Annotated in this window: 16 protein-coding genes; 7 read left to right on the top strand and 9 right to left on the bottom strand. The window is 60.6% G+C overall.

What is annotated here, in order from left to right:
- The 7 genes from PSH88_RS12950 (at position 1) to PSH88_RS12920 (ending at position 5,484) form a co-directional block, all read left to right on the top strand.
- On the top strand, positions 1 to 459 hold the full coding sequence (locus PSH88_RS12950; RefSeq protein ID WP_305426536.1) for an Lrp/AsnC family transcriptional regulator: 459 nt from the start codon (positions 1 to 3) through the stop codon (positions 457 to 459).
- Positions 456 to 971, top strand: coding sequence for a siroheme decarboxylase subunit beta (ahbB, locus tag PSH88_RS12945; protein ID WP_305426535.1), 516 nt, complete (start codon positions 456 to 458; stop codon positions 969 to 971). The genes PSH88_RS12950 and ahbB (PSH88_RS12945) overlap by 4 nt, the downstream gene beginning before the upstream one ends.
- A complete protein-coding gene (locus PSH88_RS12940) occupies positions 964 to 1,407 on the top strand; it encodes an Lrp/AsnC family transcriptional regulator (RefSeq protein ID WP_305426534.1) in 444 nt (147 codons plus the stop codon). The genes ahbB (PSH88_RS12945) and PSH88_RS12940 overlap by 8 nt, the downstream gene beginning before the upstream one ends.
- Entirely contained in the window at positions 1,382 to 1,879 is a 498-nt protein-coding gene (ahbB, locus tag PSH88_RS12935; RefSeq protein WP_305426533.1) for a siroheme decarboxylase subunit beta, read from the top strand. The genes PSH88_RS12940 and ahbB (PSH88_RS12935) overlap by 26 nt, the downstream gene beginning before the upstream one ends.
- A 26-nt stretch (positions 1,880 to 1,905) precedes the next feature.
- Positions 1,906 to 3,084, top strand: coding sequence for a heme d1 biosynthesis radical SAM protein NirJ (gene nirJ / locus PSH88_RS12930; protein WP_305426532.1), 1,179 nt, complete (start codon positions 1,906 to 1,908; stop codon positions 3,082 to 3,084).
- A gap of 70 nt (positions 3,085 to 3,154) precedes the next feature.
- On the top strand, positions 3,155 to 3,994 hold the full coding sequence (gene cobA, locus PSH88_RS12925) for a uroporphyrinogen-III C-methyltransferase (protein ID WP_305426531.1): 840 nt from the start codon (positions 3,155 to 3,157) through the stop codon (positions 3,992 to 3,994).
- The gene (locus PSH88_RS12920) at positions 3,991 to 5,484 is read left to right on the top strand and encodes a nitrite reductase (protein WP_305426529.1); all 1,494 of its coding nucleotides are present in this window, start codon (positions 3,991 to 3,993) and stop codon (positions 5,482 to 5,484) included. The genes cobA and PSH88_RS12920 overlap by 4 nt, the downstream gene beginning before the upstream one ends.
- A 961-nt stretch (positions 5,485 to 6,445) precedes the next feature.
- Here PSH88_RS12920 and PSH88_RS12915 read toward each other — a convergent pair.
- The 9 genes from PSH88_RS12915 to PSH88_RS12875 all read right to left on the bottom strand — a co-directional run bounded on the left by PSH88_RS12915 (position 6,446) and on the right by PSH88_RS12875 (position 17,951).
- Positions 6,446 to 7,189 carry an SDR family NAD(P)-dependent oxidoreductase gene (locus PSH88_RS12915; RefSeq protein WP_305426528.1) on the bottom strand — a complete coding sequence of 248 codons (744 nt, stop codon included), beginning with the start codon at positions 7,187 to 7,189 and terminating at the stop codon, positions 6,446 to 6,448.
- 115 nt (positions 7,190 to 7,304) lie between these two features.
- Positions 7,305 to 7,832, bottom strand: a complete 528-nt coding sequence (locus PSH88_RS12910; RefSeq protein ID WP_305426527.1) for a nitrous oxide reductase accessory protein NosL — start codon at positions 7,830 to 7,832, stop codon at positions 7,305 to 7,307.
- 31 nt (positions 7,833 to 7,863) lie between these two features.
- On the bottom strand, positions 7,864 to 8,694 hold the full coding sequence (locus tag PSH88_RS12905; RefSeq protein ID WP_305426526.1) for an ABC transporter permease: 831 nt from the start codon (positions 8,692 to 8,694) through the stop codon (positions 7,864 to 7,866).
- Positions 8,691 to 9,614 (bottom strand): ABC transporter ATP-binding protein, encoded by a 924-nt coding sequence (locus PSH88_RS12900; RefSeq protein ID WP_305426525.1) that lies wholly within the window; start codon positions 9,612 to 9,614, stop codon positions 8,691 to 8,693. Before PSH88_RS12900 ends, PSH88_RS12905 begins: the two co-directional genes overlap by 4 nt.
- Positions 9,611 to 10,900: a nitrous oxide reductase family maturation protein NosD gene (locus tag PSH88_RS12895; RefSeq protein WP_305426524.1), complete on the bottom strand. Its 1,290-nt coding sequence runs from the start codon at positions 10,898 to 10,900 to the stop codon at positions 9,611 to 9,613. The genes PSH88_RS12900 and PSH88_RS12895 overlap by 4 nt, the downstream gene beginning before the upstream one ends.
- A gap of 27 nt (positions 10,901 to 10,927) precedes the next feature.
- Entirely contained in the window at positions 10,928 to 12,847 is a 1,920-nt protein-coding gene (gene nosZ / locus PSH88_RS12890) for a TAT-dependent nitrous-oxide reductase (protein WP_305426523.1), read from the bottom strand.
- 55 nt (positions 12,848 to 12,902) lie between these two features.
- Positions 12,903 to 15,116 carry a transcriptional regulator NosR gene (gene nosR / locus PSH88_RS12885; RefSeq protein WP_305426522.1) on the bottom strand — a complete coding sequence of 738 codons (2,214 nt, stop codon included), beginning with the start codon at positions 15,114 to 15,116 and terminating at the stop codon, positions 12,903 to 12,905.
- A gap of 77 nt (positions 15,117 to 15,193) precedes the next feature.
- A complete protein-coding gene (gene hemN, locus PSH88_RS12880; RefSeq protein ID WP_305426521.1) occupies positions 15,194 to 16,582 on the bottom strand; it encodes an oxygen-independent coproporphyrinogen III oxidase in 1,389 nt (462 codons plus the stop codon).
- A gap of 22 nt (positions 16,583 to 16,604) precedes the next feature.
- Positions 16,605 to 17,951, bottom strand: coding sequence for an oxygen-independent coproporphyrinogen III oxidase (locus PSH88_RS12875; RefSeq protein WP_305426520.1), 1,347 nt, complete (start codon positions 17,949 to 17,951; stop codon positions 16,605 to 16,607).
- Between the last annotated feature and the right edge of the window lie 40 nt (positions 17,952 to 17,991).

Here is a 17,991-nt window from a genome sequence, read left to right as displayed (position 1 = left end):
ATGAACCTCGACCTGCTCAGCCGCCAACTGATCGACCGCTTCCAGCATGGCATGCCGCTGTGCGCGGAACCTTACAAGGAGATGGCGCGGATTCTCGGTTGTCGCGTGGGCCAGGTGATGGCTTGTCTGGAAGAAATGGATCAGGCCGGCACCCTCTCACGGATCGGTCCGGTGTTCGAACATAGTCGCGCCGGAGCCAGCACCCTCGCCGCCCTCGCCGTGCCCGCCGATCGCTTGCAACAGGTCGCCGAGCACGTAAGCCAGTATCCCGAGGTCAACCATAACTACGCGCGGGAGCATTTCTACAACCTGTGGTTTGTGCTGACCGGCCCTGATCGCCAACACATCGAGCGCGTTCTCGAACAACTTGAGAAAGACACCGGCCTCATGCCGCTGGATCTGCCGATGTTGACCGCTTACCGCATCGACCTCGGTTTTGCCCTGGGAGAAAGCCCATGAAGCCGGGATTGAGTCCCAAACAGGCACTGGCGCTGCGTCGGCATCTGGAAGGTGGATTGCCGCTGGTATCGCGCCCCTACCAGGCCCTCGCCGAATGGATAGGCGCCGACGAAAACCAGGTGCTCGCGCAAATGCGCCAGTGGCACGAGCAAGGGCTGTTTCGCCGGGTCGGTCTGGTGCTCAACCATCGCGCGCTGGGCTTCACCGCCAACGCCATGCTGGTGCTGGATGTGCCGGACGCGCTGATCGACGAAGTCGGCCAGCGCCTGGGCCGGGCGCCCGGCATTACCCTCTGCTATCAACGGCCGCGGCGTTTGCCGCAGTGGCGCTACAACCTGTTCTGCATGGTTCACGGGCGCCAACGCGCGCAGGTCGAGGCGCAAATTCAGACGTTGCTGGAAGAACACCTGCTGAGCGACCTGCCCCACCAACTGCTGTTCAGCACTCACGCGTTCAAACAGTGCGGCGGACGCTTTGCACCCTCACCCACCGGAGCCCCCACCCATGGATGACCTCGACCGTCGGCTGATCAACCGCTTGCAACTGGGCCTGCCGCTGGTGCGCTACCCGTGGCAGGCACTGGCCGCCGAACTGGACAGCAGCAGTAACGAATTGCTCGACCGCCTCCATGAATTGCTGGAAGACGGCATGCTCACGCGCTTCGGCCCGATGTTCGACATCGAACGCCTCGGCGGCGCCTTCACCCTTGCGGCGTTGGCGGTGCCTGAAGAGCGTTTCGAAGCCGTCGCCGAGCAACTGCAGGCCCTGCCTGAGGTGGCGCACAACTACCGACGCGAACACGCCTGGAACATGTGGTTCGTGCTCGGCTGCCCGACCGAACAAGGTATCGCCGAGACCCTGCAGCACATCGAAACCCTGACCGGTTTGCCGCTGCTCAACTTGCCCAAAGAGGAGACTTACCATGTCGGTCTGTACTTCCCGGTCTGAAGACACCCTGGCCCACCGTTTGATCGAATTGACCCAGGCCGGCCTGCCGTTGCTGGATGACCCGTGGGCCTGGCTCGCTGAACAGCTGGACCTAAACATCGAATCTACCCTGGACTTGCTCAAGCGTTTGCAGGCCGAGGGCGCCATTCGGCGCATCGCCGCCGTCCCCAACCACTATCGCCTGGGCTTTCGCTACAACGGCATGACCGTCTGGGACGTACGCGACACGGACATGCCGCGCCTTGGCGCACTGATCGGTGCGCAGCCCTTCGTCAGTCATTGCTATCGACGCCCGCGCCGAACCGCCTGGCGCTACAACCTGTTCGCCATGGTCCATGGCCGCAGCCGCGAGGAAATCGACAGCTACCGCGAACACCTGCGCTACTTGCTGGGTGACGCCTGCGCCGCCGACGAGATGCTGGTGAGCAGCCGCATCCTGAAGAAAACCGGTTTGCGGCTACCACCACGCTGAACACGCGCTTGTTCAAGGAGATTTGCATGTTGAGGATCAGCCAATACCTGCGTGCCCTGACCGGCGAGGCGCCTGCCCCCAGAACCAGCCCACCGGGCAGCAACCGGCCGCCGGTGGTGATCTGGAACCTGCTCAGGCGCTGCAACCTGACCTGCAAACACTGCTACGCCACGTCCGCCGACAGTGTCTTTCGCGACGAACTGGATACGCCCGCCGCGCTGACCGTGATCGACGATCTGCACGACGCCGGGGTGAAGGTCCTGATTCTTTCCGGCGGTGAACCGCTGTTGCGCGACGATCTGTTTGTGCTCAGCGCCTACGCCCGCACCAAGGGTTTCTTTGTGGCGTTGTCCACCAACGGCACGCTGATCAATGAGCAGAACATCGCACAGATCCGCGCGGCGAACTTCGACTATGTCGGGATCAGCATCGATGGCCTGGAAGCCACCCATGATGCGTTCCGCCAACTCAAGGGCAGCTTCGCCAGCTCCATGCAGGCGATCCGCCTCTGTCGTGAACAGGGTATTCGCGTCGGCCTGCGCACCACCCTGACCCAAGAGAACCATCAGCAATTGCCACAGTTACTGGCGCTGATGCGCGAGTACGACGTGCAGAAGTTTTATCTGTCGCACCTCAATTACAGCGGTCGCGGCAAACGCAGTCGCAAGCTCGACGCCCGACAGCAGATGAGCCGCGAGGCGATGACGCTGATCTTCGAACAGGCCTGGGAAGACATCGAGCACGGTCGCGACAGCGATTTTGTCAGCGGCAACAACGATGCCGACGCGATTCTCTTGCTGCAATGGGTGGGCCTGCATCTACCCGAACATTATCCGCGCCTGGAACACATGCTCCGCGCCTGGGGCGGCAACGCCTCGGGCAGCGGCATCGCCAACATCGACAACACCGGCGAAGTGCATCCCGACACCTATTGGTGGCAGCACTCGGTGGGCAACGTCCGGCATACGCCGTTCCGCACGCTCTGGCTGGACCAGCCGGACGCCTTGCTGCAGCAACTGCGTGTGCATCCGCGTGCCGTCGGTGGCCGTTGTGGCCAATGCCGCTGGTTGAACATCTGCAACGGCAATACCCGCACCCGCGCCTGGGCCGAAGGCGACCTCTGGGGCCAGGACCCCGGCTGCCATCTCAGCGACGAAGAAATCGGTATGCCGCCATTAATCACCATCCCTTGCGTCATGCACTGAAGCACCCGCCTGGCGAGCCATCTGGCAAAGGATGGGGCCGGCCCACCTGATGAAGAACCAAGGACGTCCCATGCACCCATCGATTGTTTTACCGGCCGCACTTGCGTCCCCGTTCAGACCGGGCGAAGTGGCCCTGGTCGGCGCGGGGCCCGGCGATCCACGCTTGCTGACCCTGCGTGCCTGGAGCCTGTTGATGCAGGCCGACGCCGTGGTTTACGACCGCCTGATCAGCCCCGAGCTGCTGACATTGATCCCCCTCACCTGCGCCCGGCATTACGTCGGCAAGGCCAGTGGCTGCCACAGCCTGCCCCAGGAACAGATCAACGAGCTGCTCGCCGATCTCGCCGACCAGGGGCAGCGCGTGGTCCGGCTCAAGGGCGGCGACCCGTTCATATTCGGCCGTGGCGCCGAGGAGCTGGAGTATCTGCTGCAACGCAACATTGATTGCCAGGTTGTCCCGGGCATCACCGCTGCTTCCGGCTGCAGTGCTTACGCCGGCATTCCGCTGACCCACCGGGACCTGGTCAATTCCTGCCGCTTCATTACCGGACATTTGCAGCGCGATGGTGAGTTGTCGCTACCCTGGAGCAGCCTCGCCGACAACAGCCAGACCCTGGTGTTTTACATGGGGTTATCGAACCTCGGGATTATCGCCCAGCGCTTGATTGAAGCCGGAATGGCCGCCGATACACCGGCGGCGCTGATCAGCAACGGCACACGTCCCGACCAGCACGTCGCCCGAGGCATGCTGCACCAGTTACCGACCCTGGCGCAGGATTGTCCACCGGGCATTCCGACGCTGACGGTGATCGGCAAAGTGGTCGATCTGTTCGCGACCCAACAGCAGGAATACCCGGCACGCTTTTACTCCGCTCCCGTGTTGCAACGCCACGGTAAGGTGGCGATATGAGGCGCATGCTGCTTGCCCCATTGTTATGGATCGGCGCGGCCCATGCCAGCGCAACGGTTCCATCCTCCGACGCAGCCGCCGACCTCTACCAACAACATTGCCAGCGCTGCCATGGCGTCAACCGTTTAGGCGGTACGGGGCCGGCCTTGCTGCCGGAGAGTCTGAGCCGGATCAAACCCGATGAAATCCGCAGCGTCATTCAGAACGGCCGCCCTGCGAGTCAGATGACCGGGTATGCCAACGTATTCAGTCCGGCACAGATCGATGCCCTGGTGGATTACCTTCAGCAACCACCCGCCACCCCGCCCACCTGGAATAACGATGACATTCGCGGCAGTCATTCCATTCTCGCCGATATCAGCAAACTGCCCGACACGCCCCAACATGGCGCCGATCCGCTGAACCTGTTTGTGGTGGTGGAAGCCGGCGACCATCACATCGACATCCTCGACGGCGATCGTTTCTCAGTGCTGGCGCGGTTTGCTTCGCACTTTGCGGTGCATGGCGGACCGAAGTTCTCGCCGGATGGACGCTTCGTCTACCTCGCCTCACGGGATGGCTGGGTCAGCCTGTACGACTTGCACAACCTGAAGCTGATCGCCGAGGTCCGCGCCGGGCTCAATACCCGCAACCTGGCGGTGAGCAAGGATGGCCGCTGGGTGCTGGTGGGCAACTATCTGCCGGGCAATCTGGTGGTGCTCGATGCCCGCGATCTGTCACTGGTCAAAACCATCCCCGCAATCGGCCAGGACGGCACCGCATCACGGGTCAGCGCGGTCTACACAGCCCCGCCACGGGACAGTTTCATCGTGGCGCTCAAGGACGTAAAAGAAGTCTGGGAGCTGCCCTGCGCCGGTACACCGGACTTCGAACCCCGACGGATCCAGGCTGGGGATGTGCTGGACGACTTTTCCTTTTCACCGGACTACAGGCAATTGCTGGCCACGTCGCGCAAGGCCAAGGGCGGCCAGGTGATCGACCTCGACAGTGGCCAGGTGGTCACCGACATACCGTTGCCGGGCATGCCGCACCTGGGGTCCGGGACCTACTGGAAACGCAACGGTGAGTGGGTGTTCGCCACGCCGAACATCAGCAAGGGATTGATCTCGGTCATCGACTTCAAGACCTGGAAACTGATCAAGGAAATTCCGACCCTGGGGCCGGGCTTTTTCATGCGCAGTCACGTCAACTCGCGGTATGCCTGGACCGATGTGTTCTTCGGGCCGGACAACGATGCGATCCACCTGATTGACAAACAGACTCTGGAAATCGCCCATACCTTGCGTCCGATGCCTGGTAAGACGGCTGCCCATGTTGAGTTCACTCGGGATGGTCGCTACCTGCTGCTGAGTATCTGGGCTACCGATGGCGCGCTGATTGTGTACGACAGTAATACCCTCAAAGAGATCAAGCGCCTGCCGATGAACAAGCCGTCGGGTAAATATAACGTCGGTAACAAGATTGAGTTTGTGGAGGGGACTTCGCATTAGATCTTGGTGTATATCCGTTTCTGCGGTCACGGCGACTTATGGTTCCGCCCTTACGGCGGGTCACTTTCGAAAAGCGCGAAAGTAACCAAAGCGCTTTTGCCCCTTTCGTTCGGTGGCTCGCTTAGGCTCGCCATGCCCTCGCTCCGGTCCTGCTCCGTGGGCCCGCCGCCATCGGCCATCCATGGCCGGGGGCGGCTACCGCGGCATCCCTGCCGCGGTGCCCACTGCGCAGAACCTCCTCTCGGCCTCTCGAGGGGGCGACTACCGCAAAAGCACCGCGAGGCGGCCTACCGGCCGGCCTGTCTCTTCAAGCGTACGCATTTCCCTGTGGGAGCGGGCTTGCCCGCGATGGCGGACTTACATTCAACATTTATGTCGACTGACACGGCCTCTTCGCGAGCAAGCCCGCTCCCACATTGAAAATTTGTCAGGCATGGCATTCGGGTACACCGCCGCTGACCAGACTTGACCGAACCAACATCAGGCCGGCTATCAGGCCGCCTCGCTTTGGCTTTGGCTTTGGCTTTGGCTTTGGCTTTTGATCTTGATCTTGATCTGCCCCGTCGGAAGGCCGAGCGCAGGTTCTGCGCAGTGGGCAACCCGGCATGGATGCCGGGTTAGCCGCCCCCGGCCATGGATGGCCGATGGCGGCGGGCTCACGGAGCAGGACCGGAGTGAGGGCATGGCGAGCCTAGGCGAGCCACCGTACGTCAGGGGCGAAAGCGTTTGGTTACTTTGCGCTTTTCAAAGTAACCCGCTGTAAGAGCGGAACCCTAAGTAGCCGTGACCGCAGCAACGGATATGTACACCATCAAAACCTATGTCACCCAACACGCCGCTTTCGCGAGCAAGCCCGCTCCCACAGGGTTCCGGGCTCATCCGCAAGGACTCAGGCCGCCATCGCAGGCAAGCCAGCTCCCACAAGGGTCCGGGAACATCCGCAAAATTGTGAGTTCACCCATCACCCCAAGGTATAACCATTATCGACTTTCCAGTCCTGCCCATAGACACCCCGGGCGCCTTGGGACAGTTGAAAAATAATCACATTAGCCACCGCCGACGCATCAAGAAAATGCCCCGGCAACAGACGTTTGCCCAAGGTATCAGCGACGTCATCGAGCTCCCCATCGCTCAACCCCAGGTTATCCCACATCGAAGTCGCGGTCGGCCCCGGCGAAACAAGGTTGATGCGCACATCGTAACGCGCGAACTCCACCGCCAATGTGCGTGCCTGAGCCGCCAGCGCGGCCTTGCTGGCAATGCAGGCAGCCAGACCGGGAAAGCTCGACCCGGTCAGAAAACTACCGACAAACACCACCGAAGCCGGGTTCGCCAACTCACCGCGCAACGCCGCCAGGGTGTTCAACGCCCCGGCACCATTGACCGCCCATTGGCGCTGGAAGGCCGGCATGTCCAGGCTGTCGGCCATTTCGGCAATGCCCGCGTTGGGCACCAGATAATCCACCCGCCCCAGCGCCGCCGCCCGCCGGGCCAGCCCTTGCAAGTCTTCTTCGCACGTGACGTCCCCGGCGCACCATTGCAGCCGTTCGCCGTAGATCTGTTGCAAGGCCGGCAATTCACCAACGGTGCGCGACATCGCCAGCACCTTGACCCCACGCGGCAACAGCGCGGCGCACAACGCCAGGCCAATCCCGGAGCTGGCACCGGTGACCACCGCCAGACGATCCTGAAACTCGGTTTGCATCATGTTCTCCTGGGCATCGTTAATGCCAAGCACTGGGGACGTTGTGAGCCCCTATCTTTGAACAGACGCAGAAATACCGACTTGACGGCGATCACTTTTCTCGATCGCTCGCCGATCAATGAGTTGAGTGCGACATCGCTGGCTGCTGCTGAAGCACCGCCTGATCGATCTCGCTGAAGCGCAGCACACGACCGCCCTGGTCGGTGGCCAGTTTCTCCGCAGCCTGTTGGCTGGAGAAGGACGCCAGCACCACACCCATGGCGCCTTTGAGCTGGGTGCCGACCACGTAAAACGCATCCTTGGCATCGATCAGATGGGCGTCATTGGGTGCGTTCCACGGGCTGCGGCCCATGTCGTGGACATACAACCGGGCCTCGCCATGATGATTTTCCGGTTGCAGCCACCAACCGATCATCTCCGCCGTGGAGCAGAATTTCTTGATGCCGCTGCGCTCGACGACTTCGCCCTTGGGCCCGGGGAAGCCGTCGATGATCATGCCGCAAACATGGCATTCATCACTGGGATGAAAAGCAGCGGCGGCATCGCTGTAGGTGGCTTGCACGGGTTTGTCACAGGCCGCCAGCAACAGACAGACCACCAGGCCCGCCACGGCGCGTACCGTCGTCGAATACAGATTACTCATCGTCAGATGCTCCAAAAAACAAGGTGTGAATTCATGTCGCCCGTCGACGGAACAGCAACCAGGCCAAGCCCAAAGGCACCGCCACCCACAGCAGCAGGCACAACCAGAGCATCGAGCCCGGCACAGGCAAATCGCTGCCCAGGGTCAGCACACCAGCGCTACCGGCGCCGGGCTCGAAACCGGAGAGATTGATCAGGCGATAGACATCGGCGGGGTTGAGCAGCAGTAACCAAGGCAGAACCTTCGGGTTGAACTGCCCTTCGCTGAGCACCAGCAGTGCCAGCAGCGCCAGGTCGAATACCAGCACGAAGAAGAACCACACCCCCAGCGCCAGCCCAGCAGCCGTGGATTTCTCGGCAGACACACTGCTCAGCACATAGGCCAGCCCCAGAAAGCCCCAGCCCAGTAACGTCGACGACAGCATGAATCGTCCAAAAGCCCAGAGCAGCAGGTTCAGTTCGACGTTCTCCACCAGCACCGCAATTGCGAGCATCGCGCAGCCGAAACCGATGAGGGTCGCCAGCGCCAGGATCAATCCGTGACCGACGAACTTGCCGAGCAGGATGTGCCCGCGCCCCAGCGGATAGGTCAACAACAGCAGCAACGTGCCGCTTTCGTCTTCGCCGACGATGGCGTCATAGGCCAGCAGTAAGGCAATCAACGGCATCAGGAACGTCGCCAGGCTGGCCAGGCTGGCGATGGTGGCGGGCACCGAAGTGAAGCCCAATTGCCCGGAAGCCGCCGCACCCAACCAGGCGATGCCGGTCGCCAACACTGCGAACAACAAGCTGATCGCCAACAACCAGCGGTTGCGCAAACCGTCATTGAATTCCTTGTGGGCCATGTTCCAGATCGGGTTCATACGGTCTCTCCACTGGGGGCCGCACCGGCCCGGCCCATGTAATAGCGATAGATGTCCTCCAGGGACGGTGGGTCGATTTCCACGTCGGCCGGCTCGTGTTCATTGAGCAATTGGCGCAACAAGTCCAATTTGTTGCCATTGAGCGCAGCCACTTCAAGGCCCTCCACGCCCCAGCGCTGGGTGACGTGCCCGGCGTTGTTCCAGGATTGCTGCAAGGGCCCGGCGTGCTTGAGGCCGTTGGCGCGAATCAGCGTCGGCAACCCGGCTTCCTCGCGCAGGCTGCGCAGACTGCCGAGGGCCAGCAGACGCCCCTGGGTCAGAATCGCTGCACGGTTGATATGCGCCTCGACGCCCGGCAATACGTGGGAACAGAGAATGATGCTGGTGCCCTGGCTGCGCAGCCGGTCGAGTAACCGATAGAGGTCTTGAGTGGCGATGGGATCGAGGCCGACGGTCGGCTCGTCGAGCAGCAACAAACGCGGCTCGCCGAGCAAGGCTTGCGCCAGTCCCAGGCGCTGGCGCATGCCCTTGGAGTAGGTCTTGACCCGTCGATGCGCCGCACCCGCCAGGCCGACTTCCTCCAGCAGCACGTCCACCTGCGCGGGCGCTGCGCCTTTGAGTCGGGCGAAATGACGCAAGGTCTCCAGGCCGCTCATCTGCGGATAGAAGGTCACGTTCTCCGGCAAATAGCCCAGCAGGCGCCGAACCTGCGGATCACTGGGCAATCGGCCGAACACCCGGACCAGCCCTTCACTGGCCTGGAGCAGACCGAGCACCAGTTTCATGCAGGTGGTCTTGCCCGCGCCGTTGTGCCCGAACAAGCCCAGCACTTCGCCTTCGCCCAGGCTCAGGTTCAATTGATGCAACACGGTCGTGTACCCATAGCGCTGGCTGACGCCTTCCATGTCGATGACGTTCATGCGGTGGGCTCCTGGGTCAGGGGTTGCGTGGTGGGATTCATCAGCGGATGGCTGTCCAGTACGCCCGGCGATTTCATCACCGGAAAGGCTCGTTGCACCCAGCGCAGCAATTCGATCCCGGGGCTGTTCATCAACAGCCGCACCTGCGGGTACAGCCACAGCAAGCGGTCGACGTTGTCGTTGGGTTCGTAGGCGATATCGCCCAGGCCATCGTTGTTGCGATCCCAGCCCAGGTAATCGCTCCAGTAATTGCCCCGGCCATCCGCCGACCATTCCTGCAGGCGGGTGGCGACATACTTGACCTGCCGTTGGTTGCCGACAAAGGCGTTGTCGGCGATGCGGTTGTCTTCGGAGCCGGCGGTGAGGTGAATGCCCACGGCGCTGTGCTCGAAGTGGTTGTGTTCGATGCGGTTGAACAGCGAGTTGTAGATGAACAACGCCTTGCCCTCGGCGCCGCTGATCATGCTGTCGCCGGTCGAGCCGTCGCGCACGTCCGTGACGAAGTTGTCGCGCAAGGTTGAATAGGTGATGTAGTTCATCAGGATGCCGTAGTTCTGATCCTGCTCGGAACGGTTGCCGATCACCGTGAGCTTGCGGCTTTGCATCAAGGCGTAGCCGGTGCGGGTGCGGCGGGTGGTGTTGCCGATCAGCCGGTTGTCGTTGGCGAACATGTAATGCACGCCGTAACGCAGGTCTTCCAGGGTATTGCCCTGTAGCAGGTTGCCGTTGGAGGTGTCGATGTAGATCCCATCGCGGGTGTCGCGCACCTGGTTGCCAATGACCCTGGCGCCATGCACCGCATACAAATGAATGCCGTTGCCGCGATCCTGGGAACGCAGCCCCGGATCCCCCTGGATGTGGTTGTCGATAAGGCTCGCATCCTGCGTGCCATCGACCCAGATACCGAAGCCCTGACCGTGCAGGCGATTGCCTTTGATCACCGCGCCACGGGCCTGCGGCTGGAGGAACACCGCCGCGTTCATGGCCGTGAGGTCGTGCCCCCAATCCAGAAAAGTGCAGCCCTCGATCCGGACATCCGGCGCGCTGACGATCACCCCATTGCCCTGCCCTTGCGCCTGAAACACCGCGCCGGGCTCGCAGAGAATCTGCATCGGTTGATCGACGCTGAACGAGCCACGGTACTCGCCCGCCGGCAAGTGCCAGCGTTGTTCAGCGTCAACCCGCAACGGCAACGTGGTGATGGGTTGCACCGCCAGCGCACTGCCGGACATCAGCAGGAGCGCAACCGCGACCACCTTGATCGGATTGCACTTGATATCGGTCATCGGCCCGCTCCCGTCGATTGGCAACCGTCAGGCCCGCTCGACCTTCATGCGCCCGACCATTTCCATGTGCAGCGCATGGCAGAACCAGCTGCAGTAGTACCAATGCAGGCCGGCCTTGTCGGCGGTAAAGGTGATGGACGACGTTTGCTGCGGGCTGATCTCCATGCTGGCGCCATGGTTGGTCATGACGAAACCGTGGGTCACATCCTCGATCTGGTCGATGTTGGTGATGATCACGGTGACCTCGTTGCCCTGCTTGACGGTGAACTCGGTCAGACCATAGGCCGGCGCCATGGAGGTCATGTAGACCCGCACCTGATTACCGTCGCGGATGACCTTGTTGTCGGTCTCCAGGTTGATCCCGTCTTTCTTGGCCAGCTCCACGGTGGCGGCAAAGAAAGGGTCGTTGCGGCTCCAGATCTTTTGGGTCTTGATCTGGTCCCGGCGCGCCATGATGCAATCGTGAGGTTCGGCAAACGCAGGGCCGTCGTGTACCAGCTTCATCTCTTCGCCGGAAATATCGATCAACTGGTCATTTTCCGGGTGCAGCGGCCCGGTCGGCAGGAAGCGGTCCTTGGAGAATTTGCACAACACCACCAGCCACTTGCCATCCGCTTCACTGGTTTCGGTCAGCGAGGCGTGGTTATGGCCAGGCTGATACTGCACGTCGAGCTTTTGCTTGATGTAATTGACCTTCTCGCCCTTGTAGGCGCGTATCGCTTCCTCCATGTTCCACTTCACCACCTGACTGTCGATAAACAGCGTGGTGTAGGCGTTGCCGCGTCCGTCGAAAGTGGTGTGCAAAGGGCCCAGGCCCAGCTCCGGCTCGGCGACGATAACCTCACGCGGGTCTTTGAATTTATCGGCGAACAAGTCGTCCAGCCGGTCGATGGCAATCATCGATACCGTTGGCGACAGCTTGCCGTTGGCAATGAAATACTTGCCATCAGATGAAGTGTTGAGGCCGTGGGGGTTCTTCGGCACCGGGATATAGCGCGTGAACTCGGAGTCCTTGCCATCGGTTTTACGACCGTCGACCACTGGCACTTTCGAGTCTTCCAGAGTGATGAACCTGCCGGCCTTGATCGCAGCCTCGATGCGCGGGATGTTGAACACCACGACCCAGTCGCGCTCGTTGCGCATCATGCCGCCAAGATCGTAAGCCTTCTCCGAGTTGTAGCAGGTAGACGCGGCGTACTTACCGGTGTAATCCATATCGGCGTTGTCCAGGTTGCCGTCGACGATCACCTGGAATGCCATCTCCATTTTCTCGGCATCGATGGCGTTGAACAGGGTGAAGCTGTTCTTGTCTTGCAGATCGAACGTGCGGCCGTCATTGGGGTGTGGGATGACGAACTCGGCATTGGCGAACACATACTTGGTGTAGGGCACTTTTTGCAGACGCAGGCCGTGAATGGCTTGCACGTTCGGCACTGTAAGCATCTTGTCGCACTTCATGATGTCCAGGCGGATGCGCGCGACACGGGAGTTGGCCTTGTCGTTGATGAACAGGTACTTGCCGTCGTACTTGCCATCGGTCATGGAGATATGCGGGTGATGGCAATCGCCGTTCTGAAACTTTGCACTGTCGCCCAGGATCCGTTTGCTTTCGTTGGTCAGGCCCCAGCCGGTGGCCGAATCGACGTTGAACACCGGAATACGCGTCAACTCACGCATCGACGGCACGCCCAGTACCCGCACTTCGCCCTGATGACCACCGCTCCAGAAGCCGTAGTATTCGTCCAGCTCACCGGGGCCGACATGGGTTTTCGCCTGCGCATCCTTGACCGCGGCCGCCCAGGATTCACGGCTGAACACTGCGCCGCCGAGGGTCGTGGCCCCCGCCAGCACCGCACCGGTGACAGCACTGCTGCCCAGAAAACCGCGACGGCTGAGTCCCGCCTGTTCCTCTTCCTGCATGGATTTTTTGGATTCTGTGTCAGTCATGTTGCGTGCTCCTTGAAGGGATAAAACGGTCACTGCAGACGTGCGCTTGCGAGCTTCATTCAGCCGCTGGCACTTCCACGACAGGTATCAGTTGCACCGCCACGGGTGCCGGTTTGCCGCGCTTCTTGCGCTTGTTGATCAGCGGCGGGCATTTGTCTTCGTTGTGGTAGGTCATTTGGCAATCGAGGCAGTAGTGGCACTCGTTGGCATTGATCCGGCCATCGGGATGAATCGCCTGGATCTCGCATTCCTTGGCGCACAACTGGCAGGGGCTGCCGCATTCCTTGCGGCGCTTGAGCCAGTCGAACAGGCGCAATTTGGTTGGGATCGCCAGCGCTGCACCCAACGGGCAGATGTAGCGGCAATAGACTTTTCGCGTGAAAAGATTGATGACCAGCAGCGCTACCGCATAGAGCACGAACCACCACTGGCGGTCGAACTTGAGGGTGATGGCGGTCTTGAAGGGTTCCACCTCGGCGAACAGCTCGGCGGTGGACATCGATTCCAGGGAGATGCCAAAAAGCAGCAGCAAGATGATGTATTTGATCGCCCACAGCCGCTCATGCACCGCAAAGGGCAATTCGTACTGGGGAATTTTCAATTTGCGCGCGGCTTCGTTGATCAACTCTTGCAAGGCGCCAAACGGGCACAGCCAGCCGCAGAACACACCACGGCCCCACAGCAGAATGCTCGCGGCGGTGAAGACCCAGAGCATGAAGATCAGCGGATCGGTGAGAAACAGCTCCCAGCGAAAGTGCTCGAACAGCGCATGCACAAAGGTCAGGACATTGACCACCGACAACTGCCCCAGGGCATACCAGCCCAAAAAGACCACGGTAAAGAGCAAGTAACCACGGCGCAGCCAGTGCAGAAAGCGTGGCCGACGGGTGAGTTTGTCTTGCAGGAACAGGATGGCCGTCAGCAGCAACAACGCACTCGCGAGGACGGCGATCTGGAAGTGTTTCTGGTACCAGATGGTCAACCACATCGGCCGGCTGGCTTCCTCGATGGCCGCCTGTTCTTCGGCACTGGGTGCAGGTCGTTCAAGGTAGGGCTCGGGCAGTTGATAAGGCAGTTCGAAGCTGCTGAAGGTGCCGCTGACCGGTCCCGTCTGACGTCGCACCAGGAGCTCCAGGGACCAAGGCGATCCCGGATCGAACCCAGCCGGTTTGCGTACAATGAAAATCGACATTTCATTGAACTCAGGCATGCCCTTGGCAAACACGTCGGAGAGCCGCTGATGGTCCATGTCGCGAAAGCTGATGACGTTGCCGAACTGGCGCAATTGCACCCGATCGAAAATCCCGCCGCGCACATAACCCGAGCCTTTATAGGAAAACAGCCCATGCCCCAGCACCAAGATGGCCTGCTCGCCGGGTTTGAGTTCCTGCATGAGCAAGCGATATTGATTGTCGCCCAGCAGCGCACGACCAATGGTCGGCGGGTTCAGGTCGGCGGTGTACAGCTCGATAAAAGTGTCATCGACTTGATCCGGGCCGGCGTTGTCGACGCCTTCGGCTTCGGTGCCCTTGAAGGCTGCATCGACCTGCCCACGGGTCAGGTTCAACCGGCGAATGGCGCCGTTACCGGTCAGTTGCTCCCAGGTGGCAGGCTCGAAAAAGTCCTGGCGCACGATGGCGGGCTTGTTCACCACCCCGCTCCTGTCCTCGATCAGTTTCAGCGATACGGCCACCTCATGGGCGGCACGCATGATGACCTCATTGACCACCATGGCGGTGACCGTTGCGCCAGCGATGGCATCCACGGTGACCGCGCTCGGGTCACTGGAATGGCCGACGACTACCCGCTGGCTGACCTTGATCCCTTTGTATCGGGCGCTGAAACCGTGGAGTTTTTCTTCGGGGATGCCAATCAGCAGAATCGGTTCGTGGTGCTCCAGCACATAGGCGTCCTGAATCATGCCGGCGGTGTCGAGGATCACCTGGGTGTTGATGGGTTTGCCCGAGTAGGCCGGAATATCCACCACATCCAGGCTCTGGAACACATACCCGATGACCTTGCCGGCCGCGGACAGCGTGCGCACCTTGAACGTGCCTTCGGCTGCGGACACCGAATCGGTTTGCGGGAAGACCTTCTCGATGCGCTGCTGCTCGATGTCGCCGTAAGACTTGGCCTGCACCGCCGCGAACGCTGCGATCACCAGCAAGACCATCAGCACCAGCCCGACGCTCCAGATGCGCGGATTGCCATGTGTCGAAGGCGGATGGATTGTCATGAACTCGCTGATTTCGAAGGGGCTTTCGGCCATGTTAGGGAGCGTTGTGCGCCCTGCCCTTGATTGAAATCAACTCGATAACATTCCGTGCGCCAGAGCCTCCCGAAGCCTCAAACGGTGCGGGAAAACTGACCTTTTTGCTGTTCGCCCAGGTAAGCGTCAAACGCCATCGCGGCACTGCGCATCATCAAATGCCCTTGCGGCAACAGCACCAATTGGTCGCTGTGAATCTGCAGGAGTCCGTCACGCACCTGCTCGTCCAGTTGCGCCAGCGCCTCGGCAAAATACTCGGTGAAGCAAATGCCATGACCCGCTTCGAACTTGGCGAAATCGATCCTGCCGTGGCACATCAGGTCGCTGATCACCTCACGGCGCAGCAAGTCATCGGCGCTCAAGCGATAACCCCGATGCACCGGCAACAAACCTTGATCGATACGGGCGTAGTACTGCGAAAGCTCCTTGACGCTTTGGCTGTAGCTGTCGCCGACCTTGCCGATCGAGGACACTCCAAGGCCGATCAAATCGCAGTCGGCATGGGTCGAGTAGCCCTGAAAATTGCGTTGCAAGGTGCCATGGGTGCGGGCCAGCGCCAGTTCGTCGTCCGGCAAGGCGAAGTGATCCATGCCGATATAAACATAACCGGCCTCGGTCAGCCGGCGAATGGTCAGCTCCAGCAACTCCAGCTTGCGTTCCGGTGGCGGCATGTCCGCCGGGCGAATCAACCGTTGTGCGCGCACCAGCTCGGGTAAATGGGCGTAGCTGTAAGCGGCAATCCGGTCCGGACGCAGGGCAATGATCTTGCCAAGGGTAACGTCGAAACTGTTCACGGTTTGCAGTGGCAGGCCGTAAATCAGATCGACGCTGATCGACTTGAATTGCACCTCCCGCGCCGCCGCGACCAGCGCATAGATCTGCTCTTCACTTTGCTGGCGATTGACCGCCACCTGCACGTCGGGGTCGAAGTCCTGCACGCCGAAGCTCAGACGATTGAAGCCCAGTTGGCGCAGCGACTGGATCTGCTCGGTGCTGATGGTGCGCGGATCGACTTCGATGGAAAACTCATGGTCATCGCTGTCGTCCATGTCGAACGCCTGGTGCAAGCAGTCCATCAGGTCCGCCAGCTGCTCACTGGTCAAATACGTCGGCGTGCCCCCGCCCAGGTGCAGTTGCGTGAGTTTGCGCGTGCTGTCGAACAACGCGGCCTGCATCACGATTTCACGCTTGAGGTACGTCAGGTATTCGACCGCCCGATGGGTTTTCTGGGTAATGATTTTGTTGCAGGCGCAGTAGTAGCAAAGGCTCTTGCAGAACGGAATATGGATATACACCGACAATGGCTTGGGCACTGCCGCCAGATTGCTGTCGGAGGCGGCACGCTGATAATCGTCGATGGCAAACGCCTGATGAAACTGCGGCGCCGTGGGGTAAGAGGTATAGCGCGGCCCCGGACGGTCATACTTTTCGACCAGGGCTCGATCGAAATCGAATGCAGGTTTCATGATCAATCAACTCGCAGGAGGGTTAATGCGTTGCACTGCCCGAATCCTTTTCAAACAGGCTGCAGATGGCATCCACTTCCGGCCGGCCGGCGGGAAGAATGCTGATGAAACGGTCCGACAATTCAATCAACCCGTCACGACTCAATTGCTCCAGCAATGGCCAGACAGATGCAAAGTACCTGGAGAAAATCAGTCCATAGCGCCGCTCGATGGCGAGGATATCCAGCTCTTGATCACACGCCAGTCGCTCCATGACCATGTGCCTTATCTGATCCCCCGCCTCGAAACGCCAGCCACGAGACGTCGGCAATTGGCCCCGATCCAGCTGCTGCTGATAACGCTCGGGTGCATCGGTGTTTTGCGTATACAAATCGTCGATTTGACTGATAGCCCCCAAACCGAAGCCGATATGGTCGCAATAACCGTGACGGGTAAAACCGTCACAGGTGCGACGTAATCGGCCGCGCTCCTGAGCGAACGCCAGATCATCATCGGGCCGCACAAACTGCCCCATACCGATGTAGTGATAGCCCACGGCGATCAACTGTTCGAAGGCGATCTGGCGCATCGCGCCTTTATCGTCCTGGCTGCACAGTTCCCTGACCTTGTCGCCGAGCCTTGGCCGATAGCGGCGTGGTGGTCGGGCATAGTCGAACACCATCAGCCTGTCCGGCTCCAGCTCAATGATCGCCGCCAGTTTCAGCGCGAAGCTTTCTGGCGTTTGCCAGGCATGGCCAAAACCCAGATCGACATTGATCGATCGATAACCAAAGGTACGGGCGGCATCGATCAGTGAATGAATGGGGGCCGGGTTCTGGTAGCAGGCCACCGACATGTCACAGTCTGTGTCGATATCCGGAACACCAATGCTGACATGATTGAATCCCTGAGCGCGCAGCGCGCCCATGGTCGACCAATCGGTATGGTGTAGATCCACGTCGACGCTGTAGTCGCCGCACTCATGCTCGAGAAAATTGAATCGACCACGCAGATGATTCATCAGCCGCTCGAGATGAGCGATGGTGGGTGTTCCGCCGCCGAGATGAAATTGTTCGACCCGTTGCTCCGCTCCCAGATGACAACCGACGAGGTCGATCTCCTGCTCCAGGCGCAGAAGGTAGTGTTCGATTTCGCCGCGCTCGCAGGAGGCATCGCGCGGGGAACAAAAGGCTGGCTTGAGGCTGGAAGGCAGCTGTACGTTCAGGGCGATCGGGCGTCGTTTCTGGCGGCTGACGCGCAAGGCACGAAGCAAATCCAGAGAGCCGATGCCGTCATGAAACTTTTGCGTGTCGGCATGGCAGTTGGGGTCGAGTACGCCCTGATCGCACCGAGCGATCAGATCGCCGGGGGCGTGAGAAAAATCGAGCATGACAGGTCTCCGAGACTGGCTGCGGATCAGCAGTGTCCGG

Source organism: Pseudomonas wuhanensis, assembly GCF_030687395.1.
In the GTDB taxonomy this organism is placed as follows: domain Bacteria; phylum Pseudomonadota; class Gammaproteobacteria; order Pseudomonadales; family Pseudomonadaceae; genus Aquipseudomonas; species Aquipseudomonas wuhanensis.
The sequence above is the reverse complement of the archived record's forward strand: the minus strand, read 5'-3'. Positions and strand labels throughout refer to the sequence as shown.

What these genes read in the sequence shown, in the direction of transcription:
- PSH88_RS12875 (WP_305426520.1), bottom strand. Translation starts at nt 17,951, where the DNA reads ATGCTCGATTTTTCTCACGCCCCCGGCGATCTGATCGCTCGGTGCGAT.
- cobA (WP_305426531.1), top strand. Translation starts at nt 3,155, where the DNA reads ATGCACCCATCGATTGTTTTACCGGCCGCACTTGCGTCCCCGTTCAGA.
- PSH88_RS12940 (WP_305426534.1), top strand. Translation starts at nt 964, where the DNA reads ATGGATGACCTCGACCGTCGGCTGATCAACCGCTTGCAACTGGGCCTG.
- nirJ (WP_305426532.1), top strand. Translation starts at nt 1,906, where the DNA reads ATGTTGAGGATCAGCCAATACCTGCGTGCCCTGACCGGCGAGGCGCCT.
- PSH88_RS12900 (WP_305426525.1), bottom strand. Translation starts at nt 9,614, where the DNA reads ATGAACGTCATCGACATGGAAGGCGTCAGCCAGCGCTATGGGTACACG.
- PSH88_RS12920 (WP_305426529.1), top strand. Translation starts at nt 3,991, where the DNA reads ATGAGGCGCATGCTGCTTGCCCCATTGTTATGGATCGGCGCGGCCCAT.
- nosR (WP_305426522.1), bottom strand. Translation starts at nt 15,116, where the DNA reads ATGGCCGAAAGCCCCTTCGAAATCAGCGAGTTCATGACAATCCATCCG.
- PSH88_RS12895 (WP_305426524.1), bottom strand. Translation starts at nt 10,900, where the DNA reads ATGACCGATATCAAGTGCAATCCGATCAAGGTGGTCGCGGTTGCGCTC.
- PSH88_RS12910 (WP_305426527.1), bottom strand. Translation starts at nt 7,832, where the DNA reads ATGAGTAATCTGTATTCGACGACGGTACGCGCCGTGGCGGGCCTGGTG.
- PSH88_RS12905 (WP_305426526.1), bottom strand. Translation starts at nt 8,694, where the DNA reads ATGAACCCGATCTGGAACATGGCCCACAAGGAATTCAATGACGGTTTG.
- ahbB (WP_305426533.1), top strand. Translation starts at nt 1,382, where the DNA reads ATGTCGGTCTGTACTTCCCGGTCTGAAGACACCCTGGCCCACCGTTTG.
- PSH88_RS12915 (WP_305426528.1), bottom strand. Translation starts at nt 7,189, where the DNA reads ATGCAAACCGAGTTTCAGGATCGTCTGGCGGTGGTCACCGGTGCCAGC.
- ahbB (WP_305426535.1), top strand. Translation starts at nt 456, where the DNA reads ATGAAGCCGGGATTGAGTCCCAAACAGGCACTGGCGCTGCGTCGGCAT.
- hemN (WP_305426521.1), bottom strand. Translation starts at nt 16,582, where the DNA reads ATGAAACCTGCATTCGATTTCGATCGAGCCCTGGTCGAAAAGTATGAC.
- nosZ (WP_305426523.1), bottom strand. Translation starts at nt 12,847, where the DNA reads ATGACTGACACAGAATCCAAAAAATCCATGCAGGAAGAGGAACAGGCG.
- PSH88_RS12950 (WP_305426536.1), top strand. Translation starts at nt 1, where the DNA reads ATGAACCTCGACCTGCTCAGCCGCCAACTGATCGACCGCTTCCAGCAT.